The 21,813-nt window shown below is 71.0% G+C and carries 18 protein-coding genes; 13 read left to right on the top strand and 5 right to left on the bottom strand.

Going from position 1 to position 21,813, the window contains the following annotated elements; genetic code table 11:
* Positions 1-48 precede the first annotated feature (48 nt).
* Positions 49-480 carry a MarR family transcriptional regulator gene (locus tag AB0K14_RS00390; RefSeq protein ID WP_360448884.1) on the top strand — a complete coding sequence of 144 codons (432 nt, stop codon included), beginning with the start codon at positions 49-51 and terminating at the stop codon, positions 478-480.
* On the opposite strand, the gene AB0K14_RS00385 is transcribed toward AB0K14_RS00390, so the two are convergent.
* Together AB0K14_RS00385 and AB0K14_RS00380 are read right to left on the bottom strand one after the other, a co-directional pair.
* Positions 470-1,270, bottom strand: coding sequence for a MaoC/PaaZ C-terminal domain-containing protein (locus tag AB0K14_RS00385; protein ID WP_360448886.1), 801 nt, complete (start codon positions 1,268-1,270; stop codon positions 470-472). The two genes, AB0K14_RS00390 and AB0K14_RS00385, sit on opposite strands and share 11 nt — an antisense overlap.
* On the bottom strand, positions 1,270-2,610 hold the full coding sequence (locus AB0K14_RS00380) for a 3-oxoacyl-ACP reductase (protein WP_360448889.1): 1,341 nt from the start codon (positions 2,608-2,610) through the stop codon (positions 1,270-1,272). Before AB0K14_RS00380 ends, AB0K14_RS00385 begins: the two co-directional genes overlap by 1 nt.
* A 99-nt stretch (positions 2,611-2,709) precedes the next feature.
* Here AB0K14_RS00380 and AB0K14_RS00375 point away from each other — a divergent pair, with 99 nt between their 5' ends.
* Both AB0K14_RS00375 and AB0K14_RS00370 read left to right on the top strand, forming a co-directional pair.
* The gene (locus tag AB0K14_RS00375) at positions 2,710-3,978 is read left to right on the top strand and encodes an acetyl-CoA C-acetyltransferase (protein WP_360448891.1); all 1,269 of its coding nucleotides are present in this window, start codon (positions 2,710-2,712) and stop codon (positions 3,976-3,978) included.
* Between the two features lie 151 nt (positions 3,979-4,129).
* On the top strand, positions 4,130-5,173 hold the full coding sequence (locus tag AB0K14_RS00370) for an OmpA family protein (protein WP_360448894.1): 1,044 nt from the start codon (positions 4,130-4,132) through the stop codon (positions 5,171-5,173).
* 100 nt (positions 5,174-5,273) lie between these two features.
* Here AB0K14_RS00370 and AB0K14_RS00365 read toward each other — a convergent pair whose 3' ends face one another.
* On the bottom strand, positions 5,274-5,897 hold the full coding sequence (locus tag AB0K14_RS00365; protein WP_360448896.1) for an SIMPL domain-containing protein: 624 nt from the start codon (positions 5,895-5,897) through the stop codon (positions 5,274-5,276).
* Positions 5,898-6,019: 122 nt separating this feature from the next.
* Between AB0K14_RS00365 and AB0K14_RS00360 the strand changes: the two genes are divergently transcribed.
* From AB0K14_RS00360 to AB0K14_RS00330, 7 genes are all read left to right on the top strand, one after another.
* The gene (locus tag AB0K14_RS00360) at positions 6,020-7,213 is read left to right on the top strand and encodes an ATP-binding protein (protein ID WP_360448898.1); all 1,194 of its coding nucleotides are present in this window, start codon (positions 6,020-6,022) and stop codon (positions 7,211-7,213) included.
* A 260-nt stretch (positions 7,214-7,473) separates the two neighbouring features.
* On the top strand, positions 7,474-7,620 hold the full coding sequence (locus AB0K14_RS00355; RefSeq protein WP_360448901.1) for a hypothetical protein: 147 nt from the start codon (positions 7,474-7,476) through the stop codon (positions 7,618-7,620).
* A 422-nt stretch (positions 7,621-8,042) separates the two neighbouring features.
* Positions 8,043-8,423, top strand: a complete 381-nt coding sequence (locus AB0K14_RS00350; protein ID WP_360448904.1) for an NTP pyrophosphohydrolase — start codon at positions 8,043-8,045, stop codon at positions 8,421-8,423.
* Between the two features lie 65 nt (positions 8,424-8,488).
* The gene (locus AB0K14_RS00345; RefSeq protein WP_360448906.1) at positions 8,489-10,324 is read left to right on the top strand and encodes an NHL domain-containing thioredoxin family protein; all 1,836 of its coding nucleotides are present in this window, start codon (positions 8,489-8,491) and stop codon (positions 10,322-10,324) included.
* A gap of 36 nt (positions 10,325-10,360) precedes the next feature.
* Positions 10,361-10,654 carry a co-chaperone GroES gene (locus AB0K14_RS00340; protein WP_073886419.1) on the top strand — a complete coding sequence of 98 codons (294 nt, stop codon included), beginning with the start codon at positions 10,361-10,363 and terminating at the stop codon, positions 10,652-10,654.
* Positions 10,655-10,753: 99 nt separating this feature from the next.
* Positions 10,754-12,988, top strand: a complete 2,235-nt coding sequence (locus AB0K14_RS00335; RefSeq protein WP_360448908.1) for a VanW family protein — start codon at positions 10,754-10,756, stop codon at positions 12,986-12,988.
* A gap of 48 nt (positions 12,989-13,036) precedes the next feature.
* The gene (locus AB0K14_RS00330; protein ID WP_360448911.1) at positions 13,037-13,846 is read left to right on the top strand and encodes a DUF1206 domain-containing protein; all 810 of its coding nucleotides are present in this window, start codon (positions 13,037-13,039) and stop codon (positions 13,844-13,846) included.
* A gap of 236 nt (positions 13,847-14,082) precedes the next feature.
* Here AB0K14_RS00330 and AB0K14_RS00325 read toward each other — a convergent pair whose 3' ends face one another.
* A complete protein-coding gene (locus tag AB0K14_RS00325; RefSeq protein ID WP_360449105.1) occupies positions 14,083-15,921 on the bottom strand; it encodes an acyl-CoA dehydrogenase in 1,839 nt (612 codons plus the stop codon).
* 146 nt (positions 15,922-16,067) lie between these two features.
* Here AB0K14_RS00325 and AB0K14_RS00320 point away from each other — a divergent pair, with 146 nt between their 5' ends.
* Positions 16,068-18,428 carry a hypothetical protein gene (locus tag AB0K14_RS00320; protein WP_360448914.1) on the top strand — a complete coding sequence of 787 codons (2,361 nt, stop codon included), beginning with the start codon at positions 16,068-16,070 and terminating at the stop codon, positions 18,426-18,428.
* A 10-nt stretch (positions 18,429-18,438) separates the two neighbouring features.
* Here AB0K14_RS00320 and AB0K14_RS00315 read toward each other — a convergent pair whose 3' ends face one another.
* Complete coding sequence (locus AB0K14_RS00315; protein ID WP_360448917.1) at positions 18,439-19,071, bottom strand: response regulator transcription factor; 633 nt, start codon at positions 19,069-19,071, stop codon at positions 18,439-18,441.
* A 327-nt stretch (positions 19,072-19,398) separates the two neighbouring features.
* Between AB0K14_RS00315 and AB0K14_RS00310 the strand changes: the two genes are divergently transcribed.
* Complete coding sequence (locus AB0K14_RS00310) at positions 19,399-20,913, top strand: sodium:solute symporter family protein (RefSeq protein WP_360448920.1); 1,515 nt, start codon at positions 19,399-19,401, stop codon at positions 20,911-20,913.
* 87 nt (positions 20,914-21,000) lie between these two features.
* The gene (locus tag AB0K14_RS00305; protein WP_360448923.1) at positions 21,001-21,810 is read left to right on the top strand and encodes a class I SAM-dependent methyltransferase; all 810 of its coding nucleotides are present in this window, start codon (positions 21,001-21,003) and stop codon (positions 21,808-21,810) included.
* Positions 21,811-21,813 lie beyond the last annotated feature (3 nt).

The raw sequence follows: 21,813 nt of genomic DNA, 5'->3' as shown, positions 1-21,813 counted from the left end.
TGGGTGCAGGTGTATCGTGGCCTCGATCACAAGTGGAGGGAGACGGACATGCGGGACTTCAGCCTGGACCTGGACGACCAGCTCTGCTTCGCGCTCTACGCGGCCTCGCGGGCCGTGACCGCGCGGTACCGGCCGCTGCTGGACGACCTCGGCCTGACCTACCCGCAGTACCTGGTGCTGCTGGTGCTGTGGGAGCGCGGCCCGGTCCCGGTCAAGGACGTCGCCGCCGCGCTCCAACTCGACTACGGCACGCTCTCGCCGCTGCTCAAGCGCCTGGAGGCGGCCGGCCTCATCCGCCGCGAACGCCGTCCCGACGACGAGCGGTCGGTCCGGCTCGTGCTCACCGAAGCGGGCGACGAGCTGCGTGGACGCGCCAAGGACGTGCCGCCCGCGATGGGCGAGGCGATGAACCTCAGCGAGTCCGACACCGCACGGCTGCGCGCCCTGCTCCGCACCTTGGCCGACAACGTCAGCCGCTGATCACCCCCTCCAGGTGCGGGCGACCCGACCACAGCGCGAACCGCCACCCGTCACCGGTGCGCGAGGACGAGAAGTCGACCTCGCCCGGCAGCAGGATCGGCGCCTTGAACCGCACGTCGACCTCGTACGCGTCGGGCAGCCTGCCCTCGAACGCGGCCAGGCACCGGGCCTTGGACCACATCCCGTGCGCGATCGCCCGGCGGAAGCCGAACGCCTTGGCGGCCAACGGGTTCAGGTGGATCGGGTTGCGGTCGCCGGACGCCTCCGCGTACCGCCGGCCGAGGTCGCCGGGCAGCCGCCACCGGGCCGTCGCCGCGGGCGGGTCGGCGGGCGACGCCGGTTCTCCCGAACCCGCGCCCTCCCGGCGCAGATAAGTCGACACGTCGACCCACACCTCCTCGCCGTCCACCGACACCGCGGTCACCACGTCGAACTGCCGCCCGCGCTCGTGCGGTCGCAGGTTCGACGCCGCCACGCGCAGCGACAGCGGTTCGGACACCAGCACCGGCCGGTGCTGCCTGATCCGGTTGGCCACGTGCACCAGGCCGGGCAACGGGAACGGGAACCCGGGCCCGGTCATCAGCCGCATCTGCAGCCCGAACCCCAGCACGTGCGGGTAGGTGATCGGCAGCTCGTCGCGCACGCCGAACCCGCAGACCTTGCCGTACCGGGCCAGGTGCACGGCGTCGACGGTCACCTCGGCGTCCAAGGAGGACTCGGGCAGCTCGCCGCCGCGCCGGGTGAACGCGGTCAGCGCGGCCTTGGCGTAGAGCAGGGTCAGGTTCGCCATCACGCCCCCAGCAGGCTCTGCCCGCACACCCGCACGACGTTGCCGTTCACGCCGGCCGACGCGGGGTGCGCGAGCCACGCGATCGCCTCGGCCACGTCCACCGGCAGGCCGCCCTGCGACATGCTGTTCATCCGCCGACCCGCCTCGCGGATGAACAGCGGCACCGCGGCGGTCATCCTGGTCTCGATGAAGCCCGGCGCGACCGCGTTCACCGTGGCGCGGCCCGCGACCTGCCGGGACCGCGCGTCGACCATGCCGATCACGCCCGCCTTGGTGGTGGCGTAGTTGGTCTGGCCGACGTTGCCCGCGATGCCCGCGATGGACGACACGCCGATGATCCGGCCGTTGGGCCGCAACGCGTCCGCGGTCAGCAGCGCGTCGTTGACCCGTTCCTGCGACGCCAGGTTGACCGCGACCACCGCGTCCCACCGGCCCGCGTCCATCCGACCGAGCGTGCGGTCGCGGGTGATGCCCGCGTTGTGCACCACGACGTCGACGCCGCCGTGCCGCTGGGAGAGGTGCCCGACGATCCGCGCGGGCGCGTCCGGCGCGGTGATGTCGAGCTGGAGCGCGGACCCGCCCACCCGGTTGGCCACCGCGGACAGCTCGTCGCCCTGCGCGGGCACGTCCAGGCACACCACGGTCGCACCGTCACGCCCCAGCACGTCGGCGATCGCCGCACCGATGCCCCGCGCGGCGCCCGTGACCAGCGCGACCTTCCCGGCCAGCGGCCGGTCCCAGTCCCGCGGCGCCTCGACCTCGGCCGGACCGGTCCGCACCACCTGCCCGGACACGTACGCCGACCGCCCGGACAGCAGGAACCGCACCGTCGACTCGATCGCGTCCTCGCCACCGGGCTCGACGTACACCAACTGCGCCGTGCCGCCCCGCTTGAGCTCCTTGCCGACGCTGCGCGTGAAGCCCTCCAGCGCGCGCTGCGCGACCTGCGACTCGGCCAGTTCGGGCGGCGTGCCGAACACGACCACCCGACCGGACGGCGCGAGGGACCGGATCACCGGCTGGAAGAACTCGTACAGCTCCCGCAACCGCTCGACCGCGTCGATGCCGGACGCGTCGAACACCAGCGCGCCGTACTTCTCGCCGTGTCCCGCGCCATCGCGCGCCGCGCCGTCGCGGGGGGCGGCCGACTCCAGTCCCATCGACTCCACCGCCGCGCCGACGGGTCCGACCAGCCGACCGCCGCCGCCGATCAGCACGGGCCCGTCGAGCGGGGGTTGTCCGGTTGAGTGGCGGCGCAGCGGGTACGGGTCGGGCAGGCCGAGCTTGCCGACGACGAACCTCCCGAGGCCGGACCTGGCGAACGACTGGTATCGATCCATGCGGACATCACACTCCCTACTCGCTAGTAAGTCTACTGATGAGTAGGTAACATTGGCGTCGACCTGCCCACCGGCCACGGCCCCACCCTGGAGGACGACATGGCGCGAGTAGCCATCCTCGGCGGCAACCGCATCCCGTTCGCCCGCTCGAACGGCCCCTACGCCACGGCGTCGAACCAGGACATGTTCACCGCCACCCTGGACGGTCTGGTCAGCCGGTTCGGCCTCCAGGGCGAACGGCTCGGCGAGGTGGTCGCGGGCGCGGTGCTCAAGCACAGCCGCGACTTCAACCTCGTTCGCGAGTCCGTGCTGGGCAGCAGGTTGTCCGCCGAAACGCCTGCCTACGACATGCAGCAGGCGTGCGGCACCGGCCTGCAGGCCGTGATCGCGGTGGCGAACAAGATCGCGCTCGGCCAGATCGAGGTGGGCGTGGCCGGCGGCGTGGACACCACCAGCGACGCGCCGATCGGCGTGCACGAGGACCTGCGCGGCGTGCTGCTGGAGTTCAACCGGGCGCGCGGCACGGGCGCGAAGCTCAAGGCGGCGCTGAAGCTGCGGCCCAAGCACGTGGTGCCGGACGTCCCGCGCAACGGCGAGCCGCGCACCGGCCTGTCCATGGGCGAGCACGCGGCGATCACCGCCCGGGAGTGGGACATCGCCCGCGAGGACCAGGACGAACTGGCCGCCGCCAGCCACCGCAACCTCGCCGCCGCGTACGAGCGGGGCTTCTTCGACGACCTGGTGACCCCCTACCTGGGGCTGGCCCGGGACCAGAACCTGCGGCCGGACTCCTCGGTGGAGAAGCTGGCGAAGCTCAAGCCGGTGTTCGGCCGGGGCGAGGGCGCGACGATGACCGCGGGCAACTCCACCCCGCTCAGCGACGGCGCGTCGGCCGTGCTGCTGGCGTCCGAGCAGTGGGCCGCGGCGCGGAACCTGCCGGTGCTGGCGTACCTGACGTTCACCGAGACGGCGGCGGTGGACTACGTGCACGGCGGCGAGGGCCTGCTGATGGCGCCCGCGTACGCGGTGCCGCGGATGCTCGCGCGCGCCGGGCTGGCGTTGCCGGACTTCGACTTCTACGAGATCCACGAGGCGTTCGCGTCGCAGGTGCTGGCGACGCTGAAGGCCTGGGAGGACGAGGACTTCGGCAAGGGCAGGCTCGGGTTGGACGGCCCGCTCGGCGCGATCGACCGGTCGAAGCTGAACGTCAACGGCTCGTCGCTGGCCGCCGGGCACCCGTTCGCGGCCACGGGCGCGCGGATCGTGGCCACGGCGGCGAAGCTGCTGGCGGAGAAGGGCGCAGGTCGCGCGCTGATCTCGATCTGTGCGGCGGGTGGTCAGGGAGTTACGGCGATCGTGGAGCGGTAGCGTGATCATTAGGCCGAACGGGTGTTGTAGGTAACACAACGCGTTCTCATTCCGTTTCCAATGCATGAACCACTCACGGCTCTTCGCCGCAGTCGTGCTTGTGGCGGCGTCTTGTGCTGCCTGCGGAGACACCTCCCGTGACACCACCACCGTGCGCATCGGGGTGACCGCGTCGGCCAACGAGCCCCGGATCGCGCTCACGACGACCGTCGTCGACCGGTTGTCGGCCGCGGTCGAGCAGGGCGTGACCCGGGTGGTCGTGTACCGGCAGGGCGAGGCGTCCGGGAGCGCGTACTCGGACGAGGACTTCACCGTCCGGGACGGCAACGAGGTCGAGGGCGACGCGGCGTTGCGCGAGCTGGGCTTCGAGCAGAACCTGAACCGGCTCACGGGTCAGCTCAGCCAGCTCGGCGGCAGCAGCCCGGACCTCGACCCGCTGTCCGTGCTGGCGGACATGGCCGCCGCGGCCGGACCGGCGGTGCTCGTGCTGCACAGCAGCGGGTTGCAGACCACCGACCCGCTCGACCTCACCCGGCTCGGTCTCGACCTCGACGTCGCCGAGGTGGTGGCCGCGGTGCCGGACGACGCCGTGCCCGAGCTGACCGGCAAGGACGTGATCTTCTCCGGGCTGGGCCAGGTGGCCGGTGACCAGCCGCCGCTGCCGGCGGGCGCCCGGGAGGCGCTGGTCGAGCTGTGGCTGGGCGTCTGCGCGAAGTTCGGCGCGAACAGCTGCGCGCACGACACCGAGACGGTGCCGGGTGGCGCGTCGATCGGTCGCGCCGACGTGCCGATCGTGGACATCGGCGAGGTCGTGGAGGAGGACGGGCTGGTGCACGTGCCCAACTCGCTGCTGTTCAAGGCCGGGAGCGACGAACTCGCGGCGGGCGCGCGCGAGGTGTTGCAGGAGGTGGCGGCGAAGTTCGACGGCCGCACGACCGCGCGCGTCACCGCCCGCACGGCCAGCTCGACGTCCGCGGAGGCGGCGATCGACCTGACCCGGCGGCGCGGTCAGCGGGTGGTGTCGACGCTGATGGAGCTCGGCGTGAGCCGGTCGGCGTTCACCGAGGTGGTCGGCGCGGGCTTCACCTCGCCCCTCGCCGTCGACCTCGACGACGCGGGCGACCTGATCCCGGCCGCCGCCGCCCGCAACCGCTCCGTCGTGGTCGAACTGGCCGAACCGAAATCCCCCAGCTAACCCGCGAGTCGTACCTCCAGCACGCGCGTGTCCTACGTTCAGGACCACCGTGTCCTACGTTCAGGACACCCGAGTTCAACGCTCAGAACGGGCGCGGGCGTCAGTCGAGGAGCGTCCACGAGGCCGTGCAGCGGACCGTGACCACGATCTGCTGCGCCTCCAGGTTGAGCTGGTCCATCTGCGGCGGCACGCCCGGCGCGCCGCCGTAGCCGGCCGCCATCGACCGGTGCGACTCGGCCGCCCAGGCCTCGGCGTCACCGTCGGTCAGCCGCTGGAGCGGTCCCAACCGCGCGCCCAGCGCCTCGGCGTACCCCTCGGCACGCCGGCGCGCGTCCCGCACGGCCTCGCGCTGCGCCTCCCGAACGGCGTCCGCGTCGTCCCGGAGCTGCCACGTCGGCCCGTTCAGCCACGTCGGCTCGGCCGTCACGAGCGCGCCGAGCAGGTCGTCGAGGCCCGCGGTGTCGTCGACCCGCACCACGTAGTTCTGCATGGCACGGCTGCCGGAACGGCGCTTGCCGTCCCAGTTGTCGTGCACGTTGAGCTGCCGCGACCGCACCTCGACGCCCGGCCGCCCGAACGCGGGCTCCACCGCGGCGACCCGCGCGGTCAGCCGGTCCACCGCCTCGTTGCGCGTCGAGCCCGTCGTCTCGAAGCTCACCTGCACCTCGGCGCGGTCGGCGGTCCGCTCGACCTTGCCGACGCCCTTCGTCACCACCTCAGCCATGACCCGACGCTACCGCCCATGTCACTCGATAGCGCTATCTAGATTCAACCCTAGATTGGTGAATACCGGACGACACGGTCCGAGTATTGGATCGGCCGTAGACACCTCGATACCGTCCGAGGATGGACCCGGTGCGCAACCCGTTCGCCCCTGGCGCGGGCCAACGGCCACCTGAGCTGGCGGGCCGCGACAAGGAGCTGGGCGCGTTCGACGTGGTGCTCGAACGGGTGGCGCGCGGCCGGCCGGAACGCAGCCTCGTGCTCACCGGGCTGCGCGGCGTGGGCAAGACCGTGCTGCTGGGTGAGCTGCGGTCGATGGCGGTGAAGCGCGGTTGGGGCGCCGGGAAGATCGAGGCACGGCCCGAGGCCGGGTTGCGCCGCCCGCTGTCGGCCGCGTTGCACCGGGCGATCCGCGACCTGGCCGTGCGGCACCGCGCGCCGGACCGGGTCGAGGCCGTGCTCGGCGTGCTGAAGGCGTTCGCGCTGCGGGCCAACCCCGAGGACGCGAAGCTGCGCGACCGGTGGCAGCCGGGCATCGACGTGCCCGCGGCGGTCGGCCGGGCGGACTCCGGTGACATCGAGATCGACCTCGTGGAGCTGTTCACCGAGGTCGCGGAGCTGGCGCAGGACGTCGGCACGGGCGTCACGCTGCTGATCGACGAGATGCAGGACGTGCCCGCGGACGACATCTCGGCGTTGTGCGCGGCGTGCCACGAGCTGTCGCAGTCGGGCGCGCCGCTGGTCGTGGTCGGCGCCGGGCTGCCGCACCTGCCCGCCGTGCTGTCGGCGTCGAAGTCGTACTCGGAGCGGCTGTTCCGGTACGTGCGGATCGACCGGCTGTCGCGGCAGGACGCGGACCGCGCGGTGCTGGCGCCGGTCGACCGCGAGGAGGCGGGCATCGAGCCGGAGGCGTTGGACGCGCTGTTCGACGCCTCGGGCGGATACCCGTACTTCATCCAGGCCTACGGCAAGGCGGCGTGGGACGCGGCGCCCGCCGACCCGATCACCGCGATGGACGTGGCCGTGGCCGCGCCGGAGGCGGACGCGGAGCTGGCGGTCGGGTTCTTCGGCTCGCGGTACGAGCGGGCGACGCCGGCCGAGCGGGAGTACCTGCGGGCGATGGCGGAGCTGACCGACGGCAAGGACGCGGGTGTGAACACCGCGCAGGTGGCCGACCACCTGGGGCGCAAGCCGTCGTCGCTCTCGCCGGCCAGGGACAGCCTGATCAAGAAAGGGCTCGTGTACTCGGCCGAACGCGGGCAGATCGCGTTCACCGTGCCGCACTTCGGCCGGTTCCTGCTCGGTCGCGAGGACTGATCCCGGCTCAAGTGGCTGACCTGCGGTTATTCGTTCGCTTCGGTCGCATTGGGTGATCTAGCGTGCACGCTAGAGAGTTGGCCGGCCCGCGTCCGGTCAGGCAGGTGTACGCCAGGCGAATCGTCGGGGTTGAAGGCGTTACAGCCGATGATTCGTCGGCGTGTGTGGCACCTCACCGGATAATCGGGTGCAACCGCGCCCGTCAGGGTGCATACTTGAGGCACACACCGAGGAACACCTTCGAGAGGGATGAACCCCCGATGAACTTCACTGCGAAGCTCCGCGCTCGTCGTGTCGAGGCTCGCAACCGCAAGGCTGTCGCCCGCGCGATCGACATGGCGCCCACCCCGGCCATGCGCTACGAGCTGATGGCGATCGCCCAGTCCCAGGGGACCAACCTCCGTTAAGGAGGGCCTCCTCCGGCGCGCGTGACGACCACCCGATCGACACCGGGTGTGCGCCCCGTCGTCCGCGCTCTGGCGAAGGGGGAACGACGAAGCCCTGCCGCACCTCCCGCGCGGCAGGGCTTCGTCATATAAACCGTGATCTACGTCACACGCTTCGGTGGATGTAACAGTCCCCGATCGTGTATCGATGTTCCAGATGACCCCGCGGTGCTGTCGGACCCCCGACCTGGCAGCACCGCGGGGTTTCCCATGTCCGGCTACTTGGCCGTGGCCGAGCCGTTCCAGGTGTCGTCCGGCGTTCTGCGGGCGCGCCTGATCATCACTATCTCCCCCTGCGTATTCATGTCTGTCCCCCAATGGACCACTCCATGGTGCCATCGGGGGACGACAGTTTCATGAGGGTTTGCTGAGAGCATGGATCGATGACGCTGCCCCTCCTCGTGGTGGACGCGGCCAACGTCGTCGGCTCCGTCCCGGACGGCTGGTGGCGCGACCGCGCCGGCGCCGCCGCCCGACTGCGTGACGACCTCGTCGACGTGGCCGAACACGGCCTGCCCGCCCTCGCCGGCCCTCTGGAAGTGGTCCTCGTGGTCGAGGGCAAGGCGCGTCACGTCGAGTCGGTCCCCGGCGTCCGCGTGGTCTCCGCCACAGGCTCCGGCGACGACGCGATCGTGGACGTGGTCCGCACCAACCCACCGGACCGCCCGTGCACCGTGATCACCGCCGACCGCGCCCTGCGCGACCGCGTGCAAGCCCTGAACGCCACCGTCCTGGGCCCCCGCACCGTCCGCCGGCCGCACTAGCTCCCGTTCGTCCCAGTCGCTGGACGGCGAAATACCGGACCTCGGACATCGTGTTGACTCCGGACGTGACGACCGCACAACGACGCCGTGCCCGTGTCCGCGCCCCCGAACTGGTGGGCCGGGGCTGGTTGAACACCGGCGGGCAGCACATCGCGCTCAAGGACCTGCGCGGCAAAGTGGTGCTGCTCGACTTCTGGTCCTTCTGCTGCATCAACTGCCTGCACGTCCTCGACGAGCTGCGCCCCCTCGAAGCCGAGTTCGCCGACGTCCTGGTCACCATCGGCGTGCACTCGCCCAAGTTCGTCCACGAGGCGGAGCCCGCGGCCCTCGAAGCGGCCGTCGAGCGGTACCAGGTCGAGCACCCCGTGCTGGACGACCCCGAGCTGACGACGTGGCAGAACTACGCGGTCAAGGCGTGGCCCACGCTCGTCCTGGTCGACCCAGAGGGTTACGTCGTGCACGTCGCCGCCGGCGAGGGCCACCTCGACGCGCTGCGCCAGGTCGTGTCCGAGATCGTCGCCGAGCACGACGCCAAGGGCACCCTGCACCGCGGCGACGGCCCGTACGTCGCGCCGCCGCCCCGCGACACCGAACTCCGGTTCCCCGCCAAGGCCGTCCTGACCGCGAACGGCACCCTGCTGGTCAGCGACTCCGCCCACCACGGCCTGGTCGAGCTCGAACTCGACGGCGAGACCGTGATCAGGCGCATCGGCACGGGTGCGCGCGGTCGCCGCGACGGCCTCGAACCCACCTTCTCCGAACCCGCCGGCATCGCGCTCCTGCCCGACGACGTCGCCGCCCGGGTCGGCTACCACGCCGTCGTCGCCGACACCGTCAACCACCTCCTGCGCGGCCTGAACCTGGACACCGGCGAGGTCACCACCGTCGCCGGCACCGGCGAGCAGTGGCGCGACGGCGACACCGACGGCCCCGCCGACGCGATCCACCTCACCAGCCCGTGGGACGTCGCCTGGTGGGAACCGGCGGGGGGCGTCGCCATCGCGATGGCGGGCAACCACACGCTCGGCCTGTTCAAGCCCCTGGAACGGCGCGTCGAACGCCTGGCGGGCACCACCGTCGAAGGCCTGCACGACGGCCCGGCGCACGAGGCGTTCTTCGCCCAGACCTCGGGCCTCGCCGCCGACGGCGACCGGCTCTGGCTGGTCGACTCGGAGACCTCGGCGCTGCGCCGGCTCGACGCCGACCGCACCGTGCACACCGCCGTCGGCAAGGGCCTGTTCGACTTCGGGCACCGCGACGGTCACGCCGACCAGGCGCTGCTGCAGCACCCGCTCGGCGTGACGGTCCTGCCCGGCGGCCAGGTCGCCGTCTGCGACACCTACAACGGCGCCATCCGCCGCTACGACCCGGCCACCGGCGAGGTGTCCACCCTGGCCACCGACGTCGCCGAGCCGTCCGACGCGGTCCTGGTCGACGGCGAGCTGGTCGTCGTCGCCTCCGCCGCGCACCGCCTGGAACGCCCCGTCGCCCCCGGCGCGCGCCTGGTCAGCGGCGAGGCGCACCAGGTGCGCAGGCCGCCGTCGGTGATCGCGTCGGGCGAGGTCGAGCTCGCCGTCGTGTTCACCCCGCCGACCGGCCAGAAGCTGGACGACCGGTTCGGCCCGTCCACCCGCCTGGAGATCACCAGCTCACCGCCCGGGCTGCTGGCGTCGGGCGCGGGCGTCGGCACGGACCTGGTCCGCGCGCTGCGCGTCGCCGAGGGCTTCACCGAAGGCGTCCTGCACGTCGTGGCACAGGCCGCGAGCTGCACGGACGACCCGGCCGTCGAGCACCCGGTGTGCAAACTGGCCCGCCAGGACTGGGGCGTGCCGATCCGCGTGGTAAGGGACGGGCCGCGGCGGCTACCCCTGATGATGGGTGGCCTCGACGAAGGCATCTAGACTCTGCTGGTGCCCGATGTCAAGCTCGAGATCCAGATGCTGCACGACCGCGTGATGGTGCGGATCTCGCCGGAGGACGGCGAACGCCGCAGCAGCGGTGGCATCGTGATCCCGGCGACCGCTCAGATGGCGAAGCGCCTGGCCTGGGGAGATGTGCTCGGGGTCGGAACGAACGTGCGGCACGTGAAGGTCGGCGACCGGGTGCTGTTCAACCCGGAGGACCAGTTCGAGGTCGAGGTGCAGGGCAGCACCTACCTCGTCATGCGCGAACGGGACGTGCACGCGACCGCGACCGAGCGGACGGAGCACGGGACCGGGCTCTACCTGTGACAACTGCGGTGAGACCTGCGCACTGCCCAACCGTGATCGACGTGTGACGACCGTCGGGTAAGCAGTCCCAGGACCTTGCGAGAGGCAAGAGGGGGAGCGGTGCCGGAGAACCAGCGACCGGAGTACGACGCTGAGCGGACCAAGGCCATGGAGCCGGTCCGCCCGTCGGGCACCGCTTCGGAACGGACGACCAAGATCACCGCGGGCTCGGTGCAGGAGGCCGCGTGGCCGCAGGAGGAGCCGGACAACGAGCCGGACGCCTCGGCCACGGTCCGTAATGTGACGCCCCCTTCGGGTGTCCCCGACAACGCGGCGGCCTCCCCGAGCGTCTCTCAGGACGTGACGCAGCACCCGACGCGCAACGCGCAGCACAACCCGCCGGGCAGGGGCGCGGACGCCACCCAGGCGATCACGCCGTCCGGTGACCCGACGCGCGCCCTCCCCCAGCCGCCTCCCGCGGCCGAGCGGACCCAGATGATCTCCACGCCGGCCGGCGGTTTCGACCGGCCGTCGTCGCCGTCGGAGGCCACCACCGTCTTCTCCGCGCCGGTGTCCGTGCCTCCGTCGCCGGAGCCGGAGGCCACCGTCCACGGCCCGGTGATGGTCGACGGCGACAGCGAGGCCGACGAGGCCGACGCCCGCCGCAAGCGCTTGCGCAAGGGGGGCCTGATCGCCGCCGCCGTGCTCGGCGTGCTGGTCGTCCTCTACGGCCTCGACCTGCTCGTCTCCGGCGGCAACGTGCCGCGCGGCGTGACCGTCGCGGGCGTGGACGTCGGCGGCATGAGCCACCCCGAGGCCGAGCAGAAGCTCCGCGACGAGATCGGACCCCGCCTGGCCGCGCCGGTGAAGGCGCGCGCGGGCGACGTCGAGACCCAGGTCGACCCCAAGGCCGCCGGCCTGGAGCTGGACTGGACCGCCACGCTGGAGCGCGCGGGCAGCCAGCCGCTGTCCCCGATCACCCGCGTCACCTCCTTCTTCACCGCCCGCGAGGTCGGTTTCGCCACCCGCAGCGACGAGGCCAAGCTCGCCGCCGCCCTGGAGGGCCTGCGCGCCGAGACCGACCACGAGCCCGCCGAGGGCGCCATCCGGTTCGAGGGCGCCACCCCGATCGCGGTCGACCCGAGGCAGGGCCAGAAGCTGGACGTGCCCGCCGCCACGGACAAGCTGCTGGCCGGCTGGGCCGACGGCGGCACGGTCGAGCTGCCGGTGGCCACCACCCCGGTCAAGACGACCAAGGAGAGCGTGCAGAAGGCGCTCGACGAGGTCGCCAAGCCCGCCACCGCCGCGCCGCTGATCATCCAGGGCGAGGGCAAGGACGCGACGCTCACGCCCGAGCAGCTGGCCACCGTGCTGGTGTTCGAGCCCGCCGAGGACGGCAGCCTGACCGCGAAGGTCGACAACGGCAAGGTCGTCGAGCACGCCGGTCCGCAGCTGAAGGACACGGAGAAGGAGGGCAAGGACGCCCAGATCGTGTTCGAGGGCGGCCGGCCCGTGGTGAAGGAGTCCGTCGACGGTCTCGGCATCGACTGGGACAAGTCGCTGGCCACCGCGCTCGACGTGCTCAAGCGTGACAACGAGCGCGCGATCAAGGCCGAGTACAAGCACACGCCCGCCAAGGTGACCACCGAGCAGGCGAACAAGATGGGCATCAAGGAGGTCATCGGCGAGTTCCAGACCGGTGGCTTCGTCGCCGCGTCCGGCACGAACATCCGCGTGGTGGCCGAGAAGGTCAACGGCGCGATCGTGAAGCCGGGCGAGACGTTCAGCCTCAACGGCCACACCGGCCCCCGCGGCACGGCGCAGGGCTACGTCGAGGCGGGCATCATCGAGGACGGCATCCCCGGCAAGGCGGTCGGCGGCGGCATCTCGCAGTTCGCCACCACGCTCTACAACGCCGCCTACCACGCGGGCATGAAGGACGCCGGGCACAAGGAGCACAGCTACTGGATCTCGCGCTACCCGAAGGGTCGCGAGGCCACCGTGTTCATGGACGGCGCGGGCAACAGCCTGATCGACATCAAGTTCACCAACCCGGACGAGACCGGCGTGGCGATCCAGACGATCTGGACCCCGTCCTCGATCAAGATCGTGTTGTGGGGCACCAAGAACTACGACGTGACCGGGTCCACCAGCGCCGAGTTCAACCCCACGCAGCCGCAGGAGCGCAAGATCAACAAGCCGGGCTGCCAGCCGAGCAACGGCGCGCCCGGGTTCTCGGTCACCGACACGCGCACCATCACCGACCGCCGCACCGGGCAGTCGCGCCAGGAGAGCCGGACGGTCAAGTACGACCCGCAGTTCAAGATCGTCTGCGAGCCGCCACCGGGCGGTTGAGCCCGCGGTCCACGGTTCGTGGTGGCCACGACTGGGTATCACCCGTTCGTGGCTACCACCGGGCAAGAGGTGCGAAGACATCCCGCCGTGCAGATCCTGGGGCGCGCCGGGATGGTCTGTTACGGGCTCGTCCACGTGCTCTTGGCGGCGTTGACGGCGCAAGTGGTCCTCGGTGACACCGGGGAGCGGACCGACCAGAAGGGCGCGGTCTCCGCGCTGGCCCAGACCGCGATCGGGCCGCTACTGCTGTGGGTGCTGGCGATCGGCCTGTTCGCGTTCGCGGTCTGGCAGCTGACCATGGCCGCCGGCGGCTACGGGTGGGTGACCAAGAAGCGCAAGCGCGTCTACCGCCGGTGCGGCTCGGTCGGCCGCGCCATCACCGGCACGGTCATCGGCATCGCCGCGATCAACTACGCGACCGGCACGTCCCAGAAGAGCGGCACCGAGCAGTCCCAGACGTGGACCGCCCGTGTGCTGGCGCTGCCGTTCGGCCAGATCCTCGTCGGGCTGGTGGCGGCGTTCGTCATCGGCCTCGGCGTCATGGTGGCGCGCAAGGGCGTCAAGCGGTCCTTCGAGGACGACCTGAACATGTCCGAGCTGCCCGCCGGCACCCGGATCTGGGTCGAGCGGCTGGGTCGGATCGGCTGGATCGGCAAGGGCGCGTCGTACGTGCTCATCGGCATCCTGGTCGCGTTCGCCGCGATCAACGCCGACCCGTCCGAGTCGGGCGGGATGGACAAGGCGCTGCACACGCTCGCCGCGCAGCCGTACGGCATCTTCGCGCTGGCCGTGATCGCGGTCGGCTTCCTGGGCTTCGGCGCGTACTGCTTCGCCGCTGCCAAGGCGCACAAGGGCTGATCCGCGCGGTCGTGAACGGCCGGGAGGCGGCACCCCCGCGGGTGCCGCCCCGCGTCGCTTGGCACCGCCCGGCACCGCCCGGTACCACCTCACACGGCCCGGTGCCGCGTGGTACCACCTGGTACGGCGTGGTGCCGCGTGGTACCGCCCGCAACGCAGAAGCAGGGGTCCCCGCCAAGGGGACCCCTGCTTTTATTCTGCCCGAAGGGTCTGACAATTCCGGGTCGTGCGTGCGGTCAGAACGAGGCCTCGTCGACGTCCATCAGGGAGTTGTCGGTGGCCTCGGTGATCTTGCGGCGGGCGGTCAGCTCCGGCAGCACGGACTTGGCGAAGAACGACGCCACCGCGACCTTGCCCTCGTAGAACGCCTTGTCCTTGGCCGAGACCTGACCGTCCAGCTTGGCCAGCGCCACGTCGGCCTGGCGCAGCAGCAGCCAGCCGACCAGTACGTCGCCCGCCGTCATCAGCAGCCGGACGGTGTTCTGGCCGACCTTGTACAGGTTGCGGACGTCCTCCTGCGAGCTGGTCAGGAAGCCGACCAGCGCGCCGAGCATGCCCTGGAGGTCTTCGAGCGCCCGCTTGAGCAACGCCCGCTCCTCCTTGAGGCGACCGTTGCCGCCCTCGTTGTCCAGGAACTTCTGGATCTCGCCGTTGATGAAGCCGAGCCCCTGGCCCTTGTCGCGGATGATCTTCCGGAAGAAGAAGTCCAGCGACTGGATGGCCGTGGTGCCCTCGTACAGCGAGTCGATCTTCGAGTCCCGGATGTACTGCTCGATCGGGTACTCCTGCAGGAAGCCGGAGCCGCCCAGCGTCTGCAACGACTGCGCCAGCTGCTCGTACGCCCGCTCGGAACCGACGCCCTTGACGATCGGCAGCAGCAGGTCGTTGACCTTCTCCGCCAGCTCCTTGTCCGGGCCGCCCAGCGCGATCTTGTCCTGCTGCGTGGCGGTGTACAGGTAGACCGCGCGCAGCCCCTCGGCGTAGGCCTTCTGCAGCATCAGGCTGCGGCGCACGTCCGGGTGGTGGGTGATGGTCACGCGCGGCGCGGTCTTGTCCGTCATCCGGGTCAGGTCGGCGCTCTGCACCCGCTCCTTGGCGTAGGCCAGGGCGTTGAGGTAGCCGGTCGACAGGGTGCCGATGGCCTTCGTGCCGACCATCATCCGGGCGTACTCGATGACCTGGAACATCTGCGCGATGCCGTCGTGCACCTCGCCGAGCAGCCAGCCCTTGGCGGGGACGCCGTGCTGGCCGAACGTCAGCTCGCACGTGGTGGACACCTTGAGGCCCATCTTGTGCTCGACGTTGGTGACGAAGGCGCCGTTGCGCTCCCCGGTCGACTCACCGGTCTCCGGGTCGAAGTGCCACTTCGGCACGAGGAACAGCGACAGGCCCTTGGTGCCCGGCTTCGGCTCGATGCCGGGGCCCTCGGGGCGCGCCAGCACCAGGTGCATGATGTTCTCGGTCATGTCCTGGTCGGCGGAGGTGATGAACCGCTTCACGCCGTCGATGTGCCAGGTGCCGTCGTCCTGCAGGGTGGCCTTGGTGCGGCCCGCGCCCACGTCGGACCCGGCGTCCGGCTCGGTCAGCACCATGGTGGCGCCCCAGCCGCGCTCGATCATGATCTCGGCCCAGCGCTGCTGCTGCTCGGTGCCGTTGCGGTAGACGACCGAGGCGAAGTTCGGGCCGGCCAGGTACATGTAGATGGCCGGGTTCGCGCCCAGGATCAGCTCGGAGGCCGCCCACTGGACCGACGGCGGGATGCCGAAGCCGCCCAGCTCGTTCGGCAGCGACAGGCGGTACCACTCGCCGTCCCAGATGGCCTGGTAGGACTTCTTGAACGATTCCGGCAGCGTGGCCGAGTGGGTCTTCGGGTCGAAGACCGGGGGGTTGCGGTCGGCGTCGGCGAAGGACTCCGCCAGCGGCCCGACGGCCAGGTTGTTGAGCTCGGCAAGCACGCCGCGCGCGGTGTCCTCGTCGGACTGCTCGAACGGCCCCGTGCCGAGGTGGTCCTGCACGTTGAAGACCTCGAACAGGTTGAATTCGAGGTCCCGGACGTTGCTCTTGTAGTGACCCATCTCGTCGCTCACTCCATGCTGGTCGGGGCGGTCCCCTACTGACCGGTAACAACAGGGTATTACCTGTCAGTAACCTCGGCAAGGCCGCTCACGCGGTTGTGGCGAATCAGACGCGTCTGAGCTGCCGTGTTCCCTATCGTTGACGGGTGCCCCGCCCCCACGTCAACCGGGTGGAGAACTCCGTCATCGGCGGTGACTCCATCCAGATCGGCCACGTCCACGGCGACGTCACGTTCGCCGCCGGGCGCGAAATCCCCCCACGTCACGTCGTCGTTCCCGTGCGCGAGGCCGATCCGCTGCGGTTGGGCGTGCACCGGCCGATCACTGTCGGCTCCGACACCTCGATGCCCCACTACGTGCCGCGCGACGTCGACGTCCGGCTTCGTGCCCTGATCGCGGAAGCGGCTGAGCGCGGTGGGTTCGTGTTGCTGGTCGGCGGGTCGTCGGTAGGCAAGACCCGGTCGTTGTTCGAGGCCGTCCGGCAAGTCGTGCCCGATCGGTCGTTGGTCCAGCCGACGACCGTGCGCGGGCTGGAGGGACTCGACCGAATCGTCCTCTGGCTGGACGAACTCCAATCGCACCTCGACGGCGAGCACGGTCTGAGCGCGTCGGTGGTGCGTGGCCTGCTGGCCAGGCAGGTGATCGTCGTGGCGACGCTGTGGCCCGACTACTACAACGCCTACACGGAGCAGGGCGAGCCCTTCAAGGACCGGTACGCGCCCGAGCGGGACCTGCTCAAGCTGACGAAGGTCGTGCATGTGGGCGCGGCGTTCACGACCGCCGAACGCTCGCGTGCGGAAGCCGCCGCGCCGCAGGACGAGCGACTGCGCGTCGCCTTGAAGTCCCGGGACTTCGGGCTGACGCAGGTGCTGGCCGCGGCTCCCCAACTCGTGCACCGGTGGGAGAGCGCGCACCCGTACGCACGAGCCGTCATGACGGCCGCCCTCGACGCCACGCGGCTGGGAGCACACTCGGCCCTCGCCACCGACTTCCTCGAAGCGGCGGCATCCGGTTACTGCACACCGGCGGAGCGCGCCTCCGCGCCTGCGGACTGGTTCCGACGAGCGCTGGACTACGCGACCAAGCGTCAACTCGGTGCCACCGCGCCGCTGGTGGCCATGGGCCAGGCGATGGGTGTGGTCGACGGCTACCGGGTCGCCGACTACCTCCTGCAGCACGCCGACCGGACGCGCCGCGCGACAGCACCGCCACAGGCGTTTTGGGACGCGTGCGCGTCACTTGTCGTGGACGACGGAGACGCGGCTCGGCTCGGCCGCGCGGCCTTGGAGCGGCGTCTCCACGGGTTCGCCCACACCCTGCTCGACCGAGCCGCGCGACCCGGCCTGCCTGCGGCGATGCACGACCTGGTGGAGCTGCACCGCACGACCGGTGACCGAGGCCAGGCCGCCGACGTGATCGAACGACTCGACGCCTCGGACCAACCGGATGCCGCCCTGTACCGGATGCTGGTGGACGCCTGGGACTTCGACGAGGTGGCCCGATTGGCGGCCGAGGGCAACGAGTACGCCGTCGGTCACCTGATCGAGTACGGCGATCCCGAGTACGCCATCGAGTTGTTGCTCGAGACCTTCGAGCCTGAAAAGCCGTGGTGTTGGCGGAAGCTGGCCGACCTGTACGAGGCGGTTGGGGAAACGGACAAGGCGATCGCGACGCACGAGGTCCTCCTGGCCCGCGGCGACGACGAGGAGATCGGTGCGCTCGCCGAACTGCTCAAGCAGGCGGACCGGCTCGACCGACTCCGCGAGCTGACCGACGAGGGTTACTTCGACGCCGCGTGCGCCTTTGCCGAAGCATTGGAGGAGAAGGGCGATGTCGGGGGCGCCCTGGAAGTCCTCCACAGGTTCGCCGGGCTTGGGAACCGCGAGATCGACTGGGTTCTGGCGGACCTGCTCGCCCGGCGTGGCCACCTCGACGCACTCGTGGCACTGGCCGAGGAGGGCGTGGGCGGCGCGGCCGACGAAGCCGCGAAGTTGCTGGTCAGCAGAGGTATGCGGACTGAAGCGGTTGCCCTGGCGAAGCGGCTGGGCGAAGCTGATCACCCGGTCGACGTGGCAATCCTGTCCGGCGACCCGGCGGATGTGGAAGCGGTTCGGGTGTTGGCCGACGGGCACGACGAGCGGGCCTCGCGGTTCATGGCTGAGCAGGCGCTGAGGCAGGGAGATCTGGACACGGCGACCCGGTACGCCGAGGCGACTGACACGACTTCGGACAAGATCGCGAAAGCGCTGGTCGAGGATGGCCAGGTGGACCGCGCGTTGGAATTCCTGCGGTCGAAGGTCGACGACGACGGCGGCCTGTCCTCGCTGCTCAACACGCTGCTCCGTGATCACGGCCGTGACCGCGAGTTGCGCGCACGAATCAGCACGGGCGACAAGTGGGCTTGGCTCCCCCTGCACGAGTTGCTGGTCGAGCAGGGCCGGACAGTGGAGGCCCAGCGTCTGCGCGAGTTCGGCCTTACCCCCGACGGCGAGATCGCCACCGGCTGAGCCGCTGTGGTCAGACCGGTCGCATCATGCCACCGGACAGCAGACCGGCCTGGTAGGCCAGTGACACCGCGTGCGTCCGGTCGCGGGCGCGGAGCTTGCGCAGGATGTTCTTCACGTGCGTGCGCACGGTCTCCACCGAGACGTACAGCTCGTTGGCCACCGCCTGGTTCTCCATGCCGTCCGCGATGAGCTGGAGCACCTCGTACTCCCGGCGGGACAGCGACCGGCGGCTGCCCGCCTCGGCGGTCGGCGTGAAACCGGCCGCCAGCGGCGCGAGGGTCGGGTCCAGGTACATCCGCTCGGCGTGCGTGCGGGCGACGGCCTGCATCACGTCGCAGACCTCCCCCTCCCGCGGCACCATCCCGCGCACGCCCGCGGCCAGCGCCGAGCGCACGAACTTCGCCGTCCGGTGCGGCTCGCGGACCAGGGACACCACGGCCAGCGCCGGGTCGCCGGCGGTGAGCAGCGTGGCCAGGTGTCCCTGCGGGTCGAGCAGGGAGTCCACCAGCAGCACGTCGGGCCGCAGCCGTTCGTGCAGCCGCACGGCCGTGTGCAGGTGCCCGGTGGCGCCCAGCCAGTGCATGGCGGGCGTGCGCCGGACCACGGCGGCCATCCCCTCGCGGAACATCGGCACGGGGTCCACCAGCGCGACCCCCGGACCGGGGGCAGGCGCGCGCCCGTCCCCGCCTGGTGTGAGCGGACGCGTGTTGAGGCCGGGTCGCATACGGGTGCGACCACCTCGGCCACCAGCCATGACGCGGATTTCGCGAACTACTTTCCGAACGGACGCGATCCACGCTCGGTCATGTATGTGAACAACAGTCACAAGTGTGACTCAATGCCCCCGCGTGGCCTTCCGCGAGGCGCAACAGCCTCGTAAGACGTACGTCACACACCCATGTGGAAGCCGCGCACCGCCGCCGCCCGAACACGCGCAGCCACCCGTGGGCCGGACACTCGTGGAGGCCTCATGGAAACCCTCGACTGGATCGTCGTCGGTGGGTACTTCTTCGTGATGGTGGCGATCGGCTACTGGTCACGCGGGCGGATCAAGAACATCGCGGACTTCTTCACCGCGGGCGGCCGGATGCCCTGGTGGCTGTCCGGCATCTCGCACCACATGTCCGGTTACAGCGCCGTCATGTTCGTGGCCTTCGCCGCCGAGGCCTACCGCCTCGGGCTGACCGTCTACATCTGGTGGGCGCTGACGATCGGTGTCGGTGTCGGCATCGGCGCGTTCCTGTGGGCGGGCACGTGGAACCGGCTGCGCTCCAAGCACGGCGTCAAGTCGCCGCTGGAGTACCTGGCCCGCCGCTACAACGTGCCGACCCAGCAGGTCATGGCGTGGGCGGGCGCGGCGCTGAAGGTCGTGGACATCGCGGCCAAGTGGGTCGCGGTCTCGCTGCTGCTCCAGGGCTTCGCGGGCGTGCCCATCTGGCTCGGCATCACGATCGTCGGCGCCGTCACGATGGTCTACTCGGTGCTGGGCGGCCTGTGGGCCGACGCGCTGACCGACTTCGGCCAGTTCATCATCCAGGGCGCGGCGGGCATCGCCATGTTCGTCGCGGTGGCCGCGCACTTCGGCGGCATCGACTTCATGTGGAAGATCTGGGACCAGCTGCCCGAGTCGCACTCCGAGCCGCTGTCCGGCAACTACACGTTGATCTTCTTCATGGCGCTGTTCCTGATCAAGACGCTGGAGTACAACGGCGGCATGTGGAACCTGGCGCAGCGCTACATGGCCGCGCCGTCCGGTGCCGCGGCCAAGCGGTCCGCCCTGCTGTCCAGCGCGCTGTGGCTGGTGTGGCCGCTGGTGCTGTTCTTCCCGATGTGGGCCGCGCCGCTGATCGTGCCGGGCATGGGTGCCAACGCCGAGCAGGCCTACGTGGAGATGGGCAAGCTCATGCTGCCCGCGGGCATGATCGGCCTGGTGCTGGCCGGCTTCTTCTCGCACACCATGGCGATGGTGTCCTCCGACGCCAACGTGATCTCCGCGGTCATCACCCGGGACATGCTGCCCCGGCTGTGGAAGGGCGTGCGGCGGTTCAGCGAGCCCGCGCAGCTGCAACTGGCGCGGGTCACCACGTTCCTGTTCATCGGGCTGAGCATGACGATCGCGTTGACCGCGGACACCAAGGGCTTCGTGCTCAAGGTCGTGATCGCCCTGGTGGCGGCCACGATGGGCCCGATCGCGATCCCGCTGATGCTCGGCATGCTGCCGTGGTTCAAGAAGGTCGGCCCGACCGCCGCGATGAGCTCGGTCGTCGGCGGCCTCGGCACGTGGGCCGTGCTGTACGTGATGCAGCTGAACAAGGTGGAGTTCGTCACCCAGGCGGTGATCGTGTCCTGGCCGCTGCTGGTGTCGCTGGTGCTCTACCTGGCGATCGGCCTGGTGATCAAGCCGGAGCCGTCGGCGGACCGCGAGGAGCTCGTCGACTCGCTGCAGTCCGACCCCGACGAGGAGAAGGTCGCCGCCCGCGCCTGAACCGCGTGCGGGTCGTCTCCGCTGTGCGGGCGCCTCCGTGCGCCCGCACAGCGGTAAACCGCTTGCCGCCGTTCATACGGTCGGGAAATGGACCGGGAGATCAGGGAGTTCTACGCGCAGGGGTTCGAGGACGAGCGGCTGCGCGTCGGCGGGAACGGGCGGTTGGAGTTCCTGCGCACGCAGGAGGTGGTGCGGCGGTTCGTCGGTGAGCGCAGTCGCGTGCTCGACGTCGGCGGGGCGACCGGCGTGCACGCGGGCTGGCTGGCGCAGGACGGGCACGACGTGCTCGTGGTCGACGCCATGCCGTCGCACGTGGAGGCGGCCGGCGCGCTGCCCGGGGTGTCCGCCGTCGTGGGCGACGCGCGTGACCTGCCGGTCGACGGGCCGTTCGACGTGGTGCTGCTGTTCGGGCCGCTCTACCACCTGACGGCGCGGGACGACCGGCTGCGGGCGTGGCGCGAGGCGTTGCGCGTGGTGCGGCCCGGCGGGGTGGTGCTGGGTGCGGTGATCGGGCGGTTCGCGGCGCTGCTCGACGGGCTGCGCAAGGACTTCGTGCTCGACGGGCGGTACCGGGACGTCGTGGCGCACGGCATGCGGACCGGGCGGCACCTGCCGCCGGCGGACACGCCCTGGTTCACCACCGCGTACCTGCACCACCCCTCGGAAGCGGCCGAGGAGGCGCGGGAGGCCGGGCTGGACGTGGTCGGCACGTTCGCGCTGGAGGGCGTGGCGTGGCTGCGGTCGAACGCCGACCTGGACGCCGCCTACGCCGACCCCGAGCTGCTGGACTACCTGGTGTGGGCGTTGCGCCAGGTCGAGCAGGAGGAGTCGGTGCTGGGCGCGTCGTCGCACCTGCTCACCGCGGCACGGCGGGCCGAGGTCCCGGACGAGGTGTAGTGT

Source organism: Actinosynnema sp. NPDC050801, from assembly GCF_040673975.1.
GTDB lineage: Bacteria > Actinomycetota > Actinomycetes > Mycobacteriales > Pseudonocardiaceae > Actinosynnema.
The sequence above is the reverse complement of the archived record's forward strand: the minus strand, read 5'-3'. Positions and strand labels throughout refer to the sequence as shown.